At 36.5% G+C, this 18,843-nt stretch carries 16 protein-coding genes and 2 pseudogenes; 2 read left to right on the top strand and 16 right to left on the bottom strand.

Annotated elements, in window-relative coordinates; all coding sequences use genetic code 11:
• Positions 1 to 116: 116 nt before the first annotated feature.
• The 5 genes from WG932_RS01535 to WG932_RS01515 form a co-directional block, all read right to left on the bottom strand.
• On the bottom strand, positions 117 to 224 hold the full coding sequence (locus tag WG932_RS01535; RefSeq protein WP_483086688.1) for a hypothetical protein: 108 nt from the start codon (positions 222 to 224) through the stop codon (positions 117 to 119).
• Positions 225 to 226: 2 nt separating this feature from the next.
• Complete coding sequence (locus WG932_RS01530; RefSeq protein ID WP_483086687.1) at positions 227 to 895, bottom strand: sensor histidine kinase; 669 nt, start codon at positions 893 to 895, stop codon at positions 227 to 229.
• Between the two features lie 65 nt (positions 896 to 960).
• The gene (locus WG932_RS01525; RefSeq protein WP_483086686.1) at positions 961 to 1,188 is read right to left on the bottom strand and encodes a PAS domain-containing protein; all 228 of its coding nucleotides are present in this window, start codon (positions 1,186 to 1,188) and stop codon (positions 961 to 963) included.
• Between the two features lie 226 nt (positions 1,189 to 1,414).
• On the bottom strand, positions 1,415 to 2,965 hold the full coding sequence (locus tag WG932_RS01520; protein WP_483086685.1) for a sialidase family protein: 1,551 nt from the start codon (positions 2,963 to 2,965) through the stop codon (positions 1,415 to 1,417).
• Between the two features lie 402 nt (positions 2,966 to 3,367).
• Positions 3,368 to 3,811, bottom strand: a complete 444-nt coding sequence (locus WG932_RS01515; RefSeq protein ID WP_014021730.1) for a hypothetical protein — start codon at positions 3,809 to 3,811, stop codon at positions 3,368 to 3,370.
• 419 nt (positions 3,812 to 4,230) lie between these two features.
• Here WG932_RS01515 and msrB point away from each other — a divergent pair, with 419 nt between their 5' ends.
• The gene (gene msrB / locus WG932_RS01510) at positions 4,231 to 5,325 is read left to right on the top strand and encodes a peptide-methionine (R)-S-oxide reductase MsrB (protein WP_483086684.1); all 1,095 of its coding nucleotides are present in this window, start codon (positions 4,231 to 4,233) and stop codon (positions 5,323 to 5,325) included.
• A gap of 176 nt (positions 5,326 to 5,501) precedes the next feature.
• Here the strand turns inward: msrB and WG932_RS01505 are convergent.
• Positions 5,502 to 6,226: pseudogene (locus WG932_RS01505) on the bottom strand (LytR/AlgR family response regulator transcription factor).
• Positions 6,223 to 7,116 (bottom strand): sensor histidine kinase, encoded by an 894-nt coding sequence (locus tag WG932_RS01500; protein WP_483086683.1) that lies wholly within the window; start codon positions 7,114 to 7,116, stop codon positions 6,223 to 6,225. The pseudogene WG932_RS01505 and the gene WG932_RS01500 overlap by 4 nt, the downstream one beginning before the upstream one ends.
• A gap of 472 nt (positions 7,117 to 7,588) precedes the next feature.
• Here WG932_RS01500 and WG932_RS01495 point away from each other — a divergent pair.
• A pseudogene (locus WG932_RS01495) lies at positions 7,589 to 10,097 on the top strand (TonB-dependent receptor).
• Positions 10,098 to 10,214: 117 nt separating this feature from the next.
• On the opposite strand, the gene WG932_RS01490 reads toward WG932_RS01495, so the two are convergent.
• From WG932_RS01490 to pfkA, 9 genes are all read right to left on the bottom strand, one after another.
• A complete protein-coding gene (locus WG932_RS01490) occupies positions 10,215 to 10,781 on the bottom strand; it encodes an OmpA family protein (RefSeq protein WP_483086682.1) in 567 nt (188 codons plus the stop codon).
• A gap of 109 nt (positions 10,782 to 10,890) precedes the next feature.
• Positions 10,891 to 11,523: a hypothetical protein gene (locus WG932_RS01485; RefSeq protein ID WP_483086681.1), complete on the bottom strand. Its 633-nt coding sequence runs from the start codon at positions 11,521 to 11,523 to the stop codon at positions 10,891 to 10,893.
• A gap of 108 nt (positions 11,524 to 11,631) precedes the next feature.
• Positions 11,632 to 12,603, bottom strand: coding sequence for a deoxyhypusine synthase family protein (locus tag WG932_RS01480; protein ID WP_014021724.1), 972 nt, complete (start codon positions 12,601 to 12,603; stop codon positions 11,632 to 11,634).
• Between the two features lie 153 nt (positions 12,604 to 12,756).
• Positions 12,757 to 13,380 (bottom strand): OmpH/Skp family outer membrane protein, encoded by a 624-nt coding sequence (locus WG932_RS01475; protein ID WP_014021723.1) that lies wholly within the window; start codon positions 13,378 to 13,380, stop codon positions 12,757 to 12,759.
• 169 nt (positions 13,381 to 13,549) lie between these two features.
• A complete protein-coding gene (locus tag WG932_RS01470) occupies positions 13,550 to 14,452 on the bottom strand; it encodes a histone deacetylase family protein (protein WP_483086680.1) in 903 nt (300 codons plus the stop codon).
• Positions 14,453 to 14,794: 342 nt separating this feature from the next.
• Positions 14,795 to 15,355 carry a hypothetical protein gene (locus tag WG932_RS01465; protein ID WP_014021721.1) on the bottom strand — a complete coding sequence of 187 codons (561 nt, stop codon included), beginning with the start codon at positions 15,353 to 15,355 and terminating at the stop codon, positions 14,795 to 14,797.
• A gap of 295 nt (positions 15,356 to 15,650) precedes the next feature.
• Positions 15,651 to 16,019 (bottom strand): phage holin family protein, encoded by a 369-nt coding sequence (locus WG932_RS01460; protein WP_014021720.1) that lies wholly within the window; start codon positions 16,017 to 16,019, stop codon positions 15,651 to 15,653.
• A 114-nt stretch (positions 16,020 to 16,133) separates the two neighbouring features.
• Entirely contained in the window at positions 16,134 to 17,441 is a 1,308-nt protein-coding gene (locus WG932_RS01455; protein WP_483086679.1) for a mandelate racemase/muconate lactonizing enzyme family protein, read from the bottom strand.
• Between the two features lie 392 nt (positions 17,442 to 17,833).
• Complete coding sequence (gene pfkA / locus WG932_RS01450; protein ID WP_149392471.1) at positions 17,834 to 18,826, bottom strand: 6-phosphofructokinase; 993 nt, start codon at positions 18,824 to 18,826, stop codon at positions 17,834 to 17,836.
• Between the last annotated feature and the right edge of the window lie 17 nt (positions 18,827 to 18,843).

Genomic DNA, 18,843 nt, shown 5'->3' with positions numbered 1-18,843 from the left:
TAGGCTAATTGCTTAACGGGAAAGAAAGGAAAATGAATCGATTTTACCCAATTAATTTAAAAATAATAGTCTAGTGAAAAGGTTTTATTATCAAAAAGTAATGGCGAAAAGTGCACTTATTCTAAATTTTTGAAAGTAAGAATGAACTCCGACCCATTGTCTGACTTGCTGCGAAGTTCTATTGTACCTCCCAATGTAGTCACCTGTTTATGAACCAGATACAAACCTATACCCTGACTTTCTTCACTATCACTGAATTTCTGATCAAACCCAAAGATTTTTTTCCAACCTTACCCATATCAAAACCTATCCCATTATCTTTTACGGAAAGCTTCGTAACCCCGGATTTTTGACAACTCTTTATTTTGATTACCGGGCTGACGTCAGGTCTTGTATATTTAATGGCGTTGGAAATAAGGTTTAGAAAAATACTTTCCAAATAATTTCTGTTAAAATGAATTTCAGGAGCCTCAGAAAAATCCGTTATTATCTTGGCATTGGAATTTTTTATCAAAGATTTGATTCCATTGATAGATTGATCCAATACATCCTGAAAGTAAATTTTTGATACCTTTACAACTAATAATTCCTCTTTTTTTAGGGATGAAAGAAATTCATCTAGCCGTGATTTTATTCCTAAAGTTGATTTATAAAGTAAATCCACCAATTCAAGAGTTTCCTCATCTTGGATTTTTTCATTGTCTAAAAAATTAAATACTGCCAATAAATTATTCACCGGAGACCTCAAATCATGAGATATGGTTATCGTCAGTTGTTTAAGCTTTTCATTGGTTATCGTAAGCTCTTTAATTAGTTCGTTTCTTTTGGCCTCTAGTTCTTTTTTGGGATTAACGAGTGTTGCTACACCAAAAATCAATTCCTTTTCGGGTATCAATTTTGAAGTCCATGAAAGCCATAAAGTTTCTCCAGTCTTAGAGACATACCTGTTTTCAAAATTATTTAAAGATTTTCCTTTTTTAAGTTCTCACGAATTTGGTAAGTGGTATCTCTATCTTTTTGATGGACAAAATAGTCAATAGGTTTCTCTTTTAACTCCTCTTCGGTATAACCCAAAACTTTTTGAAAAGAAGGGTTAACTTTTTTAAAATAACCATCATACCCCACTATACACAGTAATTGGGGACATAAATCAAAAAACACATTAAAATCTAAATCTGGATTATCCACTCATTATATATAAATACCAGCTATCTATTTTAAAATTACGAAGATTAATAACAAAATCGCAACTTTCAAATATAACTATTTATATAAATAAAAAAACAGTAATTTATTTTTTCTAAAATTAAAGCAATTAATCCTGACACATTACATATAAATTAAACAACTTCCAATTTAAATTGAAATAAGGCAATTTAAAATACTGATCCCATATAATTATAGAATCACAAAGCTATTTATATGCATTAAATTCTGCTATAGGTACAATTTGAAATGTCATATGGGCTTGACTACTTTCATATAAAACCCCTATTTCCTCTTCATTTATCTTAGTCAAACAACTGTATCCCCACCCCTTTTGTCCATCCAATAAGATTTGTTGATTATCCGGCCAGGTTAAGCCATCATCGTTACTGGCTTTAATGGTAATATGGAATCGTCCTTCAGTGGTTGCCGGATTAGAAAAGAATAATCGATCTTCACCAAATTTTATTAAGCTCGCCATACAGATAGGTTCAATTAAAGCGCTTCTATTGGTAGGATGTTCTTGCCAGCTATTCCCCATATCCGCTGTGGTGTAGATTGCCCTTGAACCTCCTCTATCATCTCTCATATTCAACATCAATCTACCATCTTCCAACTCCACCACCTGTGCTTCTGTGGTTTTGGGCCTGGCACCCGATCCTACTTGCCAAGTCTCTCCATGGTCTTTACTAAAGATGATAGTACTGTGAGGAATTTGTTCTTTATCTTTATACTGTGCAGCGAAAACCAACGTCCCATTTTTCATACTTATCCCTTTACCGGGACCATTGAAAAACAATTGCCAGGAGGCTTCTTTCATTGGTTGAGTAATATTTCTCGGTGAAGACCATGTCCTGCCATCATCTTCTGACTTTACCAGCATTAATTGTCCGGTTTTTTCAGGGGATAATCCCGGCTCTGAACTTCTCCAAGCTGCTGTACCGGGTTTTCCATGGATCCAAAGCGCCACAACATAAATGGCTCCTGTCTCATTGTCTACCAATATAGCCGGGTCTCCGATTCCATTCTGATTTTGTGGCAATCCACCCCATTCTCCCATATCCATAATAATCTGCATCGGTTCCCACGTTATCCCTCCATCATGGCTTCTACTCAGGCCGACATCTATATCACCTTGCAAGTCAGAAGAATTCTCATGCCTCACATCATAAACTGCCAATAAAACCCCGCTATTACTGGTTGCTAGTCCTGGAATTCTAAAAGCTGCAACCCCATCATCATTGGCTGTCCTAAGTGCTGTGGCAGGCCGCCAAGGCTTGATGTTTCCTAGTCCATCCGGAAGGCATTTCTCCTTCCCTATTTCAATTAAAGGAATGTTTAACGAAAACTTGCTTTTCAGGTCTGCATCCTCCGGAATAGTAACTTTTATAGCCAATTGCTGTTCCCCCTTCTCCAAGACTATTTCTTCTTTCAAACGCCATAAATGGCTTTTAGAATCGTATACCCCATTGATAAATTTTTCTTGCTCCTCCTCGCCTACTAAAGTTACCGACACATTTTCAATAGTCGTTCCTGAAGCCATTTCCACTTCAAGCTGCCTTAGATATTCCTCCTTTTCCAGATTAAAATTAAGGTAAGCAATTGTAGCTGTTTCTCCCTGAATCACCGGAATATACACCTGTTCAAATTCAATATTTTCAGCTACAGGTAAACTATGCTTTTCACTACATGAAATAAACAAACACAGCGATGCAAATACAAGAATAACGAAGGGATTAATTTTCATTTTAACGATCATATATTAATTGTTTCTTATGAAATTACTGATTGAAACATAGAATTTTCATGTATTTCTAATCATACAACATTAACGCTGGGATATATGCATACCAATAGAAAATACAAGTCCAAAAGTCAAAAATTACAATTCTACATTGGGTGAACAATGCCTATTCTTAATGGAATCAATCATTATAGGTGAATTTTTACTTTTAAAGATAAGTCAATTTTTTCAATAATTTACTTCTAAGATCATTGTGTCCATCAATCGTTTAATAGCGTCATAGGCAATAGGTATGATTTAATAGTCCTACCCAAAAATGTGGTAGTTAAAGGGACCTGTTTTCAGAGTAGGCAAGCACAAAAAAAGGCTATCCCCAAATTAAGGGAATAGCCTTCTCTATATAAATAATGGGCTTATCTATATATTGTTAAGTTCGTTTTTTAAATTTTCAATGCTTTTTTCAGCTTTTTTCTCAAGAGATTCAAATTCTGATTGAATTTGCGCTTTTCGCTTTTCTGAAGCATTTTCAAACTCTTTCACCTTGATTTCCAAATTTTTCAAGCTATTGTCTGCCTCTGATAAGTATTGATCAATTTTTTCGTTGGCAGGTTCTATTTGATTCTCTTTTATGTTATTCTTGATTTCTTGAAGTTCATCCTCAAGTGCTTCTTTTTCGTCGGTGATTTCATTTTTGAAAGAAGTAAAATCTTCTTTTATTTCCTCACTTGTTTCAACACTTCTTTCTTCCACTTCATTTGTAGTGGACGATATTGGATTTTCTGTGGATTTGTTTTCTCCACAAGACGAAAGCAAAAGCAATGTCGAAGCTCCAATACTTAAATACAATGCACTCAATTTCATAATTAATGTTGGTTAAGTTTTATAATTAATTTGCTCCTTGGCCAGTTTAAATTATTATGACCAAGGTCATATCTATAATTGGACAAAAACGATGCCATTAGCTGTTTTTGAAGCACTACTTTCCCTTTAAATCTGAGCTAGATTTAATAAAGCTTTTTATAGGTAATTGACGTTGTTTTTACTTTTTTTAGTTCCTTTTTGGTAAAGGTTGTTAGATGCCAATACCTGAAATTCACTTTGTGTTCATTCCCTATTTTCAATGAGAAAATTATAACTGTTAAAACCTTATGGCCTTAAAAAACCGTATATAGGATTCTAAAAAAGGTAAAGCAAAGCCATTTCAACTTGGTTGAACTTAAATCATAACTGAACAATTTTAGAAACTTTACCGTTTTAAAATTGGATTAAAACACATATTTATGAAATATCCCATTAAACCAATGTTATTAGCATTGGCATTGATTTGTATAGCAGTGACATCATGCAATGGATCAAATAAAGCCTCAGGGGAGGTGGAACCTGAAAACATTGAATCTTATGCCGGAAATACCGAAAAAGCAACATTTGCTGGAGGATGTTTTTGGTGCATAGAATCTCCATTTGAAGGCATTGATGGCATTTTATCTGTCGTTTCAGGCTATGCCGGAGGAAAGGAGAAAAACCCCACCTATTCTCAAGTTTCTTCAGGTAAAACAAGCCATAAAGAGGCCGTACAAGTAACTTTTGATCCGGATGTGATCAGTTATTCAGAGGTAATTGATATTTTCTTTCAACAATACGATCCCACAGATGAAGGAGGAAGCTTTTATGATAGAGGCAGTCAATACGAATCCGCAATTTTTTACCATGACAACAAACAGAAAAAAGTGGCCGAATCTATTAAACAAGATATTGATGGTGCAGGAATTTTTGACAAGCCCATAGTTACCCCCATAGTGAAATTCACAAACTTCTACCCAGCAGAAGCGTATCATCAGGATTATTATAAAAAGGAACCTCAAGCCTATAAAAGCTACAGGACGGGATCCGGGAGAGACCGGTTTATCAGCAATTATTGGGAGGTGCCTAAGGCAAGCAATTATCCTAAACCTTCAAAAAAAGAGTTGAAAGAAAAATTAACTCCCCTTCAATATCAAGTTACAATGGAAGATGCCACAGAAAGGTCTTTTAACAATGAGTACAATGGCAATAAAGCAGAAGGAATCTATGTATGTATTGTTTCTGGCGCTCCATTGTTCAGTTCTAGTGACAAATATGAATCAGGCTCTGGTTGGCCAAGTTTTACCAAGCCCATTGATGCGAGGTATTTAGAAAAACCAATAGATAGAGGGCATGGAATGGTGAGAGTTGAAGTTAGAAGCAAATTCGGTGATTCCCATTTGGGTCACGTTTTTAATGATGGTCCTGAACCTACCGGTTTAAGATACTGCATGAATTCGGCAGCAATGAAATTCATTCCAAAAAGTGAAATGGAAGCCCAAGGCTATGGACAATACCTTTGGAAAGTAAAATAGAAAACTAGCTTTTTAATTACCATACTTAAAGCTTCCGGTATATTTAATAAAGCCTACCGGAAGCTTTTTTTATTTTCTTCACATAATCAAATAAGCCAAGCGGATTATTTTTAGCTTTATTACCTTTCTCCGAGTCGAGCTTCAAAAATGCTTGATCTAGTTTTAAATAAACTCCTTTAATTGATCCATTTGCTAATAAACTGTAAAAATTTTTCTTTATATCCATCACTAATTCCGATGCTCATTATTCCCATATTCACGGTACTTTTGCTGATACTTTTGATCTGTTCCAGTGATATGATATAAGAACGATGCACGCGCATGAATTGATTTTCAGGAAGTAATTCTTCCATATTTTTGAGCGTTGTCAAAGAAAGCAGAGGCGATTCTTTGCCGTCCAGATGAACTTTAACATAATCTTTATAGCCTTCTACCAAAATAATGTCTTTTAGCATCACTTTTACCAATTGGTATTCCACTTTTAAAAATAAATAATCTTCCGCAATAGAATTTCTATTTTCAACGCGTTGCTCAAAATATTTTAAAGCTTTTTGACTGGCGCTTAGAAATTCTTCGTAGCCAAAAGGCTTTAATAAATAATCAAGAGCGTCAACTTTATATCCTTCTATTGCAAATTGATTATAAGCAGTAGTGAAGATTATTTTAGGTGAATGATTTCCTTTGCGCCCTTCTAGGACACGGGCCAACTCCATACCGGTTAAATCAGACATCTGTATATCTAAAAAATCAAATCGACCGAATTAGCATTGATAAAAGACAAGGCGTCTAGGGCGCTATCAAATTTGGCTTTCAGCTCCAAAAAGCCTGTCTTGTTCACAAAGTTACAAACCAACTCCAATGCCAAAGGCTCATCATCTACTACCACACATTTGATTTTCATCCCAAATTTAAATTTAATTGAACCCGATATTCATTCTCAGGATTTTCCTCATCAATCAGTAATTTACATTTTTCTCCATAAATTAGGTCCAACCGCCTTCTGGTGTTGGTAAGTCCAATACCACTCCCCATGTTCTCTTTGCTCTTCGGGTTGGGAGGGAATTTTAAATTTACAGTTTTAAGCTCGAGGACCTTACCTTTTTGGCCAATATAAATTTCAATTTTGCTTTCAGTTTTTGAACTTACTCCGTGTTTGAAACAATTTTCGATAAATGGAAGCAATAGCATAGGTGCAATGGTAATGTCTTCTCCTGTCTCCTGAATATTCAAGATCAGCTTTACCTTATCTGTCAACCTTAACTGCATCAAATCTACATAATCTTTGATAAAGTCAAGCTCCTTACTCAAATAGGTAGTATCCTTATCTGTTTCGTACAAGACATAACGCATCATTCTGGAGAGTTTTAAAATGGCTTTTTGTGCCCTTTCAACATCTATATTGGTTAATGAATATATATTATTCAGGGTGTTGAAGAAAAAATGAGGATTAATTTGAGCTTTTAAATAGGACAATTCAGAAGAGACTTTTTCTTTTTCCATTTGCCTTCTCAGACCAGCATCCGTCTGCCATTTTTCAACTACCACCACACTGGTACTGATCCCCAGACCAAACAAAAGCAATAATATGGTAAAAAGATCATAACTGAAATTTCTGGGTTTGGGTAAGTAAGGTTTGTCGGGCCTAAATGCATTGTGCATTAACTCAGGTAGATTCACAAGATTCTCAAACTGAATGATCAAAAATAAAAATAAAAGTATTAGTAAAATACCTAAACCTATAAATGCCCAAATTCTATCCTTGAAGAGTAATTTAGGTACCAAAACGTACATATTAAGGTAAAACCCTAGGATAAGAAATAAAAGTGTCAGGCCTTGTTTGAACCAATACTCTATCGGTAGGTCTACTTTCCACGAAAGGGGCTTACTACAAAAATCACTATGGCTATAAATATCCAAATCAGAATATGGATAAGAAAAGTGATTTTTCTAGGCTTAATTGAATTTGTCATAAAGAATAGATTTGGAGTTTATTGGCTCCGAAATGTAATAATCCTATGTAAACATAAAAGAAAGTTATTAAATGAAAAGTTTAAATCTACCAAATAGGACAGAACATCGTTAGATAGCGGGAATTCATCTATAAAACTTGGTTCCAATTGTGTTCATCATTATTGGTCTGCTCAAATCCGCTTTTGGTCGATTGATCTACCCTTCTTATCTATTGCACTTTTATAATTGGAGAGAAAATTTTTCTTTTGTATAGGTATTAAATAACATTAACAATATTGGAAAACATAGACAAATGAGAAAAATAGCCAAACTATTATTTATTTCCATAATAATGCTGACCCAAGCATCTCAAATTGCCATGGGTCAACAAACTTCGGAAAAGAAGGAATATAAAATATCAGGAAAAGTAGTTAATCAAGCTACAGGTGAGCCCATCCCCTATGCTACGGCATTTCTAAAGGAATCAGCTTCTGAGACATCCATTGCAGGAGGAGTTGCAGATGACAATGGAGAGTTCTTTTTTAATGTAAAAGATGCCGGGAAATACAAAGTGGAATTGAGTTTTGTAGGCTATGACACATTTGTCAGAGATGATATCCAAGTGGGACCCAATACCCCATCATTATTTTTAGGAAACATTGGCTTGAGCGAGTCAGAGGTTTCTTTAGAAGAAGTAACTGTTCAGGGACAAAGAAGTCTTATTACAGAGAAGGTTGACAGAACCATATACAATGCTGAGAATGACAAAACCACCGTTGGTGGAGATGCTTCAGATGTATTGAGAAGAGTTCCAATGTTGACAGTAGACTTGGATGGAAATGTTTCCATGAGAGGAAGTAGCAATATCCTTGTATTAATAGACAATAAACAGTCTGCGATCGTAGCCAATAATATTGCAGATGCCTTAAAGCAAATACCTGCGGAAGAAATCAAGTCCGTAGAAGTAATTACTTCACCATCCGCTAAATATGATGCTGAAGGTACAGGTGGCGTAATCAATATTGTCACAAAAAAGAACAAACTTCAAGGAGCTTCCTTAAATATCAATACCAGTGCAGGTTTGAGAGGTTCAAATCTTGGTTTAAATGCGGCCTTGAAAAAGGTAAAATGGGCTTTTCTTTAGGCGGTTTTGGAAGAGCCGGATACAATGTCCTGGGTAGCTTTGAAAATGAGCAAACATTGCTTGCTGATGATGGTTCATCTACCAGAATATTACAGGGTGCTGACACCAGAAACAATATGATGTTTGGTAGGTATAATTTCGGTTGGGATTATGAAATCAACAAATATAATTTCATGACAACCTCAGTGAGTTTTGGGCTTAGAAACATGAAGAATAAGCAAGATGACCTATATACAGAAACTTATATAGAAGACATGCTGGTCAGTGAGTTACTTAGGGATGTGAGTACTGACAATCTTTCTAACAATTTGGATGTTAGTTACAATTACACCAAGTCTTATGAAAAGAAAGGTAAAGAAATTAGTTTTTCAGGCCTCTATTCAAGAAGTAATCAAACCAATGACTTTGTCAATAGCTTATACAATGAGACCTTCGATCAAATAATCAGTAGGATTAGAAATGACAATGATAACCTCAATGAGGAATTCACTGTTCAGGTAGATTACGTCACCCCTCTTGGCGCTAAGGATGAACAGATTATCGAATATGGAGCTAAAAACATTTTAAGAAGGGCCACTAGTGACTTCGCTTATTATAGCGCAGCGGGTGCAGATGGTGAATATGTGGAAAATGAAGATGTTGACTTGTCTAACCAGTTTAATTACAACCAAAATGTAACTGCCGGATATTTGTCTTATACCTTAGGGTTCTTAGAACATTACACCCTCAAAACCGGCATTCGGTATGAATACACCAATATTGATGCAGATTTCCTTTCTTCAGACGTTCCGGTTGAAATCCCATCTTATGGCACCGTAGTTCCCAATATGAACTTTGGCAGGAAATTGGCCAATGGAAATATGCTAAAAGCCGCCTATAATAGAAGAATTCAAAGACCATCTTTGAATTACTTGAATCCAAATATTCAAGCCTCTAACCCGCAGCAGATCACTCAAGGTAATCCTTTATTGGATCCGGAAATGACTGATAATTATGAATTGTCCTACAGTACCTTTATCAAGGGAACTTCACTCAACTTCACCTCCTACTTGAGAAATACTACAGGTTCAATTCAACCGGTTAGGACAATTCAAGATGATGATGTAATCTTTACCACTTACGAAAACATTGGAAATGAAAGAGCTTATGGTCTGGGCATCTTTTCCAATATAAATATATCAGGTAAGTTTTCTTTGAATGGGTCTATTGATGGATATTATGCCCAATTGGACAATGGACAAGACAACCCACAATACAAAGCCCAGAATGAAGGTTTTGTGATCAGTGGAAGATTATTTGGGAATTATACACTACCGAAAAACTGGCAAATCCAGGCCTTTAGCTTTTACCGAGGCAGAAGGGTACAATTGCAGGGTTCTTCTGGAGGTTTCGGTATCTATAGCTTAAGCCTAAACAAGCAATTTGCAGAAAAAAGAGGCAGTATTGGTTTTGGTGCTGAAAACTTTTTCACTCCTGAATTTAAAATCAGAAATGAATTATCTACCCCTACCATTACACAACAAAGTGTAACAGGTATGCGCTTCATGAATTTCAAAATCAACTTCTCTTATAGAATTGGGAAGCTAAGTGTAGATGGTGGAAGAAGGAAAAAAGAGGGGTTAACAACGAAGATCTGAAAGAAAGCGAAGGAGGAGCTTCTCCGGGAATGATGAATTAGCCCTAGCAATTATAAATCAAAAGTTGCTTCATAAGCACCACAAAAAATGGGGGAATCCATATTAGAATCCCTCATTTTTTGTTTTTATACACGGATTATTGGAATATTTACAACATATTAGTCTTCTGCAATCAACTTTATTTCTACTCTCCTGTTCTTTTTCCTACCGGCCTCATTTGAGTTGGTCGCAATAGGCTTTTTGCCACCCCGGCCTTTGGTTTGTAAATTGCTAGCTGCAACCCCTCTATTCACAAGGAGTTCTTTGATTTTATCAGCACGGGCCAAAGATAATCGCATGTTTACATTGGCATTCCCGTAGCTGTCTGTATGGCCCTCTATTAGCATCTTTTTGTGGGGGTACTTTACCATAAATGTAGCCAATTCATCCAACACAAGTATGGAGGATGCTGAATCCAATAAATCTACAGTAGCCTTTCTAAACAAAACATTTTCTAATATTAGCTGTTCGCCAATCGCTAATGCATCTAATTTTTCAGATATACCAACCACTTCCTTGCTTTCTCTTTGAGGGTTTGAAAGCAAAAGGGTATCCGAATTGGAAATGGAATTTACAATAGTTGAAGAGCTATTTGGGCGATCATTTGAAACACTTGTAGGTCTTTGGTCAGTACGATTCTTTGCAAGGGGTGGAGCAGGAATCATCTCAGGAGCTTTGTTTTCCAAAATATAGATATTTCCAAATCCCTCGCTTTTCTGAGTGTTAGTAAAAAGGCTCTTTTATTTTTAAGGTCTTGAAAATAATACATTTCAATACCCTGCAATTGAGACAGTTTTAGCAATACGGGGGACTCCAATTTGTCCATGTATTGTCAAGCCTTTTACTGCCATATATTTCTATACCTTTTTGTGTATCATAGGCATTGCTAGCAAAATAAAGGCTATCCCCGGCATAAGAAAGGCTGGGACTTAATTCTTGTTTGTTAGTATTAATTTCCCCTCCAATGTTTAAAGGCCTTGACCAAGATTTACCATTGTATTTGGACACATAAATATCTTCATTCCCATAGGTCCCATAGGAATCCATAGATATCGTCATTATTTTCCCCGTAGCATCAAGAGAGGCGCTAAAGTAATCTCCATTAATTTTTAGACCTGGAAGTTGGATGACCTCCCCTTTTTTCCAACCCTCGACATCCTTGATATAGGATTGAATTACCTGTTGGTTGTTTAAGTTGGCATGATAAACTAGCACTTCACTTTGCTGATAAAACCCAATTAGCAAGTCGTAATGTTTAGTGGAAAGCTCCGGAACAGGTACCGGGGAGCTAAAACCCTGGTCATCTTCTGTAGCAAACCAAACATCACCACTGTCTTTCTGTCCACCTTTATTTTGGGGGTGATAAGCCAAAGTAAAATACAAATCACCTTCAGGACTTATTATAGGCTGTTGTTCATCATAAGCCAAAGAAAATACAGGTGATTGTCCATAAGATGGATAAAAGTGAAAAGAGCAAGCACAATAAATGTACTTGCTCTAAATAAAATTGCTATTGCATTGTTCATTTTGTTCAATTCATTGCCCCAAAACAATCGCAAACACTAAAGGTGCTACAATTGTGGCATCTGATTCTATAATATATTTAGGTGTGTCTATTCCCAGTTTTCCCCAAGTTATCTTTTCATTTGGCACAGCTCCTGAATAAGAGCCGTAGGAGGTGGTACTGTCTGAGATCTGACAGAAATAACCCCACAGAGGAACTCCATCTCGCTGCAAATCCTGATGGAGCATCGGCACTACACAAATAGGAAAATCACCGGCTATTCCGCCACCTATCTGGAAAAACCCAACGGTGCTATCTTCTTTGGCATTTTCTGTATACCACTCTGCCAAAAACATCATGTACTGAATACCTCCTTTTACGGTATGGACATTTTTTATGTCTCCGGAAATAACATGTCCGGCAAACATATTTCCTAAAGTAGAATCCTCCCATCCGGGAACAATAATTGGAATGTTTTTCTTTGCAGCTTCCAATAGCCAGCTGTCTTTGGGATCTATCTGGTATTCACTTTCAAGTTTCCCTGATAATAAAATTTTATAGAAAAACTCATGAGGGAAAAATTGTTCTCCAGATTGATCTGCTTTTTGCCATTCTTCTAGGATTACATTTTCAATTCTCCGCATGGCTTCCATTTCAGGAATACAGGTATCTGTCACCCTATTCATGTGCCTGTCAACCAAGTCTTGCTCTTGCTGCGGTGTCAAATCTCTATATTCCGGTATCCGCTCATAATAATCATGTGCAACTAGGTTGAATACATCTTCTTCCAGATTGGCTCCTGTGCAGGTAATGATATGAACCTTATCCTGACGGATCATCTCTGCCAAAGAAATCCCCAGTTCGGCAGTTGACATCGCCCCGGCAAGGGTTACCATCATTTTTCCATTGTTGTCTAAATGGGATTTATATCCCTCGGCAGCATCAATGAGTGCTGCTGCATTAAAATGTCTGAAATGATTTTTTAGAAAATTGGTGATTTCCATCTCTATCGTTTATAATTAACCGAACTAATAATTCCTCTTAAAGCCATTGTTGGCTATTCCACCAAAAGGCATTTTTCATGCCAATCGAGTAAAAATTAAAAAAAAGCCCGGAAAACCGGGCATTTATAAATCTTATACTGATATGTGCCCTTATTATTCACTGGCAGGAGTTTCTTCCTTTTCTCCTGTACCTGAATTGTCATTATTTTTATAATCATCATTTAAACCTGAAATCACCTCGTCGGTAATATCAAAGCTTTCCTTAGCATACCATACGCCACCACCTCTAGTGTAAGAAAGGATCATCTCAAGACCATTTTCAGTCGCATACTCATTTAGGTAAACCTGGATTTTATCGTATACCTCATTGTAAAGATTCGTTTCATCAGCTTGCAGTTCAGTCATGATGTTCTGTCTGTAAGTCATCAGGTTTTCCTCTTTTTTCATCAACTCTTCTTGCTTCGCCTGCGCTTGGTTTCTGGTCATATTACCTCCCGTACTTTGGAAACTGGCAACTTCTTGTTCAAATCCCTTGGCCCTATTGGTCAATTCATTCTGGTATTTATTACCTTTCTCAGCAATTTCAGCAGACTTTTCTTTAAAATAATCAAAATTATTGATCACGCTATCTGTAACGATATAAGCAATTTTTATATCTGAAACATCTTTCTTTTCTTCTCCGCCTGACACAGATTCGTTAGGAGTCGAAGTATTACAAGCCCCAATAAGGAGTCCTAAGAACGCGATCGCACTGAATAATGTTAAATTTCTTCTCACTTTATATTGGTTTTAAAATTGATTGAGGCAAATATAAGGATTCTTAATCTTTTACAAATTCTATGGACATTAATAAATCCAAAATACCTGTTTTTCTATTATTCAGACATAAAACTAACATATAATATTGTCTGTATCAAAAGGCTAATAATCATTAACATAATAATACTTAGAAGAAAAGCTCCTGTGCCAAACGGAAAGTATTGGCATGGGCCTCAATAATATCACTTATTTTCAGTGAATATCCTCCTCCCATACAACACATGATCGGAATCTTGTTTGTTTTTGCATGAGTCAATACTAGCTTGTCTCTTTCTTTACAACCTTGAATGGTCAATCCCAATCTTCCCAATTTATCAGTAGCCAAAACATCTACTCCGGATTGATAGATGATAAAATCAGGTGCAACCCTGGTTATTAACTTTGGCAGATGACTTTCCAGCAGTGACAGATAGGTTTGGTCATCCGTTTGGTCTTCCAAGGGAACATCAAGGTCTGATTGTTCTTTGTGCATGGGGTAATTGTGCTTGCCATGCATGCTAAATGTAAAAACCTCCGGGTCATTTTCGAAAATGGAGGCCGTGCCATTGCCTTGATGCACATCTAAGTCTACCACCAAAACCTTATCAATCTCATTTTTTGTAAGGAGAAATTTAGCTGCAATGGCTATGTCATTTAATAGACAAAAACCTTCCCCTCTGTCCTTGAAAGCATGGTGGGTACCTCCGGCAATATTCATTCCTATCCCATCCTTCAAAGCAAATAAAGAGGCCATTACCGAACCATTCATGATTTGAATTTCTCTTTCGACCAATTCTTTGCTCAATGGGAAACCTGTTCTCCTTATCTCTGACTTGTTGAGTGATAATCCTTTTAATTTTTCCAAATACAGACTTTCATGAATAGCGGTGATTACTTCTTCCTGACAGGGCTCAGGCTCAAAAAAATTATCTTCATAAAGGGTTCCTTCATAAAGTAATTGTTCGGGAAGCAAATCATACTTCTCCATGGGAAATCTATGTCCCTCCGGCAACGGATGAGCGTATTTCGTAGACCAAGCTACTTTAAGCATAAGTAAGTAATTTTTTTATCTCCTACCACAAAGTAAAGGTAATTGGTAATAAAATTAAACCAGTAAATCATTAAATCTAGATCATGCAATAGGATTTCTCCGTTCTGACAATGGTCAGGGTTAATGCCGCCTGTCCTGAGCTTTCCCAGGAATTGTAGTTTTCGAAAAATGATCAGGCTGTTGGGATATTTTAGAACAGTATTGCTAAGGTGTAATAAAAAGCAGAAAGGAAATATTTGATTTTGAATTGATTTCTGCCCGTAACGAAATAAAAGGGATTTTGATATTTAGGGCAAAATATTGGGGCAAATTAAAAGATTTTTATGATATGGAGTCAAATTTTTAATCTTCTTCCTCTTCTTCAGATTCAAACGTATAAAAAGTATCGTCAAGTTTAAGGCTGTCTTCGTTAAATGCCTCAACAAAATCTTCAATGGCTTTTTCATCCAGAGACTCCAAATTAAGGGCAGCATCCAAACCGATACCATAATCGTGGTGAGTATCCAAGTCTAAAAATTCCTGGACTTTTACGGCACCTTCTTCCTCCATGTCCATAATCATTTCTGTGATAAACCACCCAATTTCCTCTTCTTCCGCTTTCAAAGGAATAAGATTACCGTTCTCATCTTCATTGTACTTGATCCCCTGATAATTAGGGAATTTTTTGGCTGCCTCATGCTCTGCCAATTCATACAACTCACTTTGATAATGAAGCTTTAGGGTATACAATACAGCATCATATATCACTTCTTTTCCTTCATATTTACCTATAAAATAAAAATTGACATATTCATCCGTATTATCCTCGCTGGGAATAATTTTAAAGCTCTTATTATTTGATTTGAGTTCCTGCTTTAACTCTTCTATATTTTTTGGCAAAAAACCGTCGTTTGGATATTTCATCTTTTTGGAGGGTGGGTTAATTAATTCTATTTCGCTGCATTAAAGTCACAATTAAAAGAAAATTGGAGCATACTTCATAATATCTATTCGATATTTCCTTAACTATTAGCTATAAAAAAATCCTTTCAGAAAGCTCAAACCTATGGCACTAATTATCAGACCATCAAACCAAAAATCATATTAAATAAACGCCTTTTTTAATTCTTATATAAAATGATGATTTTTTTACAGATATACAAACTTAACAGGCCTTTTGTCAAAATGTTTAGATGCCTACTTAAAATATTGCCTTTTTTTAGCTGCCTAAACCTCGACCAAGCGAAATACCAAGAATGGAATTTACCAACGAAAGAACCAAACTAAACAATAGTGCCCACCAAAAATTCCCTACAGCAAAGCCATTAACTATATCAGCTGCCAACATCACCATCAAAGCATTAATGACCAATAAAAACAAACCCAAAGTAAGTATAGTGATCGGAATCGTGAAAAATATTAAAATTGGTTTAATAGTGACGTTTAGTAAGGCCAAAAGCGCTGCGATAAGAATACCTGTGATCAGGTCATCTACTACAATTCCGGGTAGTAAATAAGCTGTAAAAATAATGACTAAGCCAGCCACTACTAATTGTAAGAGAATAGAAAGAATTTGTTTAGACTTCATATTGTTATACTCATTAAATACTTTTAACCTTCCATGGTATTATTAGCCATCCTAAGGTGGTAAAATTGAACCAACAACTCAGCAAAAAATATGCCGAGTTGTTGGATGATTTGATTAACTCCAGGTTCTGTCCCAAGACCTAATTTCATTCCAATCATCAGTGGGAGCGAAAAATTTCTCCCCCTCTCTCAATCTTTTCTTAACTTCATCCTCATTTAATTCAAGGCCTATGCCGGGAGATTCAGGCACCGTAACATAACCATCCTTTACAAAAGGTTTATCAATCCCTGTAACCAGATCTTCCCACCAAGGATTGTCTACTGAATGGTGCTCCAAACCTATGAAGTTATAGGTGGCCGCTGCTGCGTGTACTGTGCCCATAAAGGTAATGGGTGAAGCCGCATGGTGAAGTGCCATACCTATGCCATATTCTTCAGCATAATCCCCAACCTTTTTGGTTTGAAGATAACCTCCAACACTTCCAGGATCCGGGTGAACCAAATCCACTGCCCTGTTTTCTATAAGGTCTTTAAAATTCTTCTTATGGTAGGCATCTTCACCGGTAAGGGTAGGAGTTGAAATTGATTCAGTGACACGTTTCCATTGTTCGGTATTTTGCCAAGGAATCAAGTCTTCCAACCAAGCTATATTGTATGGTTCAAAGGCATTGGCCAATTTGATCATTTCATTGTAACCCATATGTCCAAAGTGGTCAATCGCCAAAGGAATTTCAAAGCCTACCTTTTCCCTTGCTTTGGCAGCATATTCCACCATTTTCTCCAAACCTTTGGGCGTAATTTGAACATGGGTAAATTGATGAGGTGTTTGTGTATAACTCATCACATCTGTATCTGACCATCCCCTCATTGGCCCCCATGGAGACTTATTGGTTAAGGTGTCTTTTTGATCTTTAATCAGACCTATTCCTATGTCCATCTTTAACATGGTATATCCCATGTCTACACGACTTTTCATTTTATTTGCAAATTCATCAGGATCTTGAACGGTAGGCGTATCCACATAAATTCTTACTTTATCCCTGAATTTTCCCCCTAGAAGCTGGTAGAGTGGCACACCATATGCTTTTCCGGCAAGGTCCCAAAGGGCCATTTCAACGCCTGAAACTCCCCCACCTTGCCTGCCATGCCAGCCAAATTGTTCTATTCTTTTAAATATTTTCTCAATATTACATGGGTTTTCACCCAAAATTCTACTCTTCAACATCAAGGCATAACGCTTATCCCCACCATCTCTCACATCCCCTAAACCATGAATTCCCTGATTGGTATAAATCTTTAATAAAGGCACATTCCCATATTGGGCAATGCGCATATCGGTAATTTTTAGGTCTGAAGGATTAGAAAGACGGTTTACTTTAGAAGTGGTGTGAGCCAAAGTTTCTTCCATAGGCAGGGACATCATTCCCCCCAAGCTTATTCCTCCAAGAACTGCTTTCTTAAAAAAGAACGCCTTTCATTTTTAGGCTCTTCAAATAATGGTTGTGTTTTTTCTGTGTTAATTAATTTAGCGTTTTTCTCATCCTGAAAACGCTGCTGTAAATATTCAGTATTTTTTTCATACTTAATAGGTTTGTTTGGGTATGGATAATATTAAATAAAATATTGAAAACACAATATGCTTAAAAATGATAGCAATTGAAAATATTTATAAAACAAAAACAGCCACTGTTTTCCAGTGGCTGTTTTTGTTCATGAGTAGCTTTAACTAGCTATTTAAAATAATTCACTTATTTGAACGAAATCTTTAAAAGAAAAGGTTAATGATAATCTTTTCTTCTAATTTTTATAATTAAATCAGGTGGACAGAATACCGGCAATACGAAGGTCTTCATCATCAACCTCTTTATCATCTATTATAGCTCTTTTTATGGGGGTGTAAACAATTTTATTATTGATAATTCCAACCATCACATCGAATTTACCTTTTAGCAACCCTTCCACTGCAGAAACACCTAACTTACTAGACAAAATCCTATCAAAAGAGGATGGAGCCCCACCTCTTTGAAGGTGCCCAAGGATCGTCACCTTAATGTCATAAGTAGGCAAAATCTTTTTTACCTTTTCAGAAATTTCTTGCGCTCCACCACTTTTACCGCCTTCAGCCACTATGACTATATTACTTTCTTTTTTGGCTTTCTCCCTAAATTTTAGCCGATCAATCAATTTCTCCACAGGAAATTTCTTTTCCGGAATAAGAATCGCCGCAGCGGCACTTCCTATGCCCGCATTGATGGCGATAAAACCGGCATCTCTACCCATCACTTCTACAAAAAACAAACGGTCATGTGAAGTGGCTGTGTCCCTAATTTTATCAATTGCTTCTATGGCTGTATTACATGCTGTATCAAATCCAATGGTCAAATCGGTTCCAAACAAATCATTGTCAATGGTTCCTGGCAGCCCAACAGCTGGGATACCAAATTCTTTATAAAACAAGTGAGCACCGGTAAGGGAACCATCTCCACCGATCACCACCAAGGCATCAATACCATGACTTTTTAAGTTATCGTAAGCTTTTTTCCTTCCTTCAGGGGTTCGGAATTCTAGACTTCTTGCTGATTTTAAAAATGTTCCCCCTCTCTCTAAGACATGTGCAATGGATCTACTGTCAAGTTTTCTGATGTCATTATTGATCATCCCTTCATAACCACGGTATATTCCATATACCTCCAAATTATAATAAAATCCGGCACGCACCACTGCCCTAATGGCAGCATTCATTCCCGGAGCATCTCCTCCTGAGGTAAGAACTCCAATTTTTTTTATGTTAATAGGTTGGTCTTGCATGTTATTCTACTCTAGGA

This window comes from Cyclobacterium sp. SOCE241 (assembly GCF_056867545.1).
The sequence above is the reverse complement of the archived record's forward strand: the minus strand, read 5'-3'. Positions and strand labels throughout refer to the sequence as shown.

Excerpts from the sequence above, each read along its gene's own strand:
- WG932_RS01520 (WP_483086685.1), bottom strand. The coding sequence starts at position 2,965 with ATGATCGTTAAAATGAAAATTAATCCCTTCGTTATTCTTGTATTTGCA.
- WG932_RS01515 (WP_014021730.1), bottom strand. The coding sequence starts at position 3,811 with ATGAAATTGAGTGCATTGTATTTAAGTATTGGAGCTTCGACATTGCTT.
- msrB (WP_483086684.1), top strand. The coding sequence starts at position 4,231 with ATGAAATATCCCATTAAACCAATGTTATTAGCATTGGCATTGATTTGT.
- WG932_RS01500 (WP_483086683.1), bottom strand. The coding sequence starts at position 7,116 with ATGTACGTTTTGGTACCTAAATTACTCTTCAAGGATAGAATTTGGGCA.
- WG932_RS01480 (WP_014021724.1), bottom strand. The coding sequence starts at position 12,603 with ATGGAAATCACCAATTTTCTAAAAAATCATTTCAGACATTTTAATGCA.
- WG932_RS01470 (WP_483086680.1), bottom strand. The coding sequence starts at position 14,452 with ATGCTTAAAGTAGCTTGGTCTACGAAATACGCTCATCCGTTGCCGGAG.
- WG932_RS01465 (WP_014021721.1), bottom strand. The coding sequence starts at position 15,355 with ATGAAATATCCAAACGACGGTTTTTTGCCAAAAAATATAGAAGAGTTA.
- WG932_RS01460 (WP_014021720.1), bottom strand. The coding sequence starts at position 16,019 with ATGAAGTCTAAACAAATTCTTTCTATTCTCTTACAATTAGTAGTGGCT.
- WG932_RS01455 (WP_483086679.1), bottom strand. The coding sequence starts at position 17,441 with ATGATGTCCCTGCCTATGGAAGAAACTTTGGCTCACACCACTTCTAAA.
- pfkA (WP_149392471.1), bottom strand. The coding sequence starts at position 18,826 with ATGCAAGACCAACCTATTAACATAAAAAAAATTGGAGTTCTTACCTCA.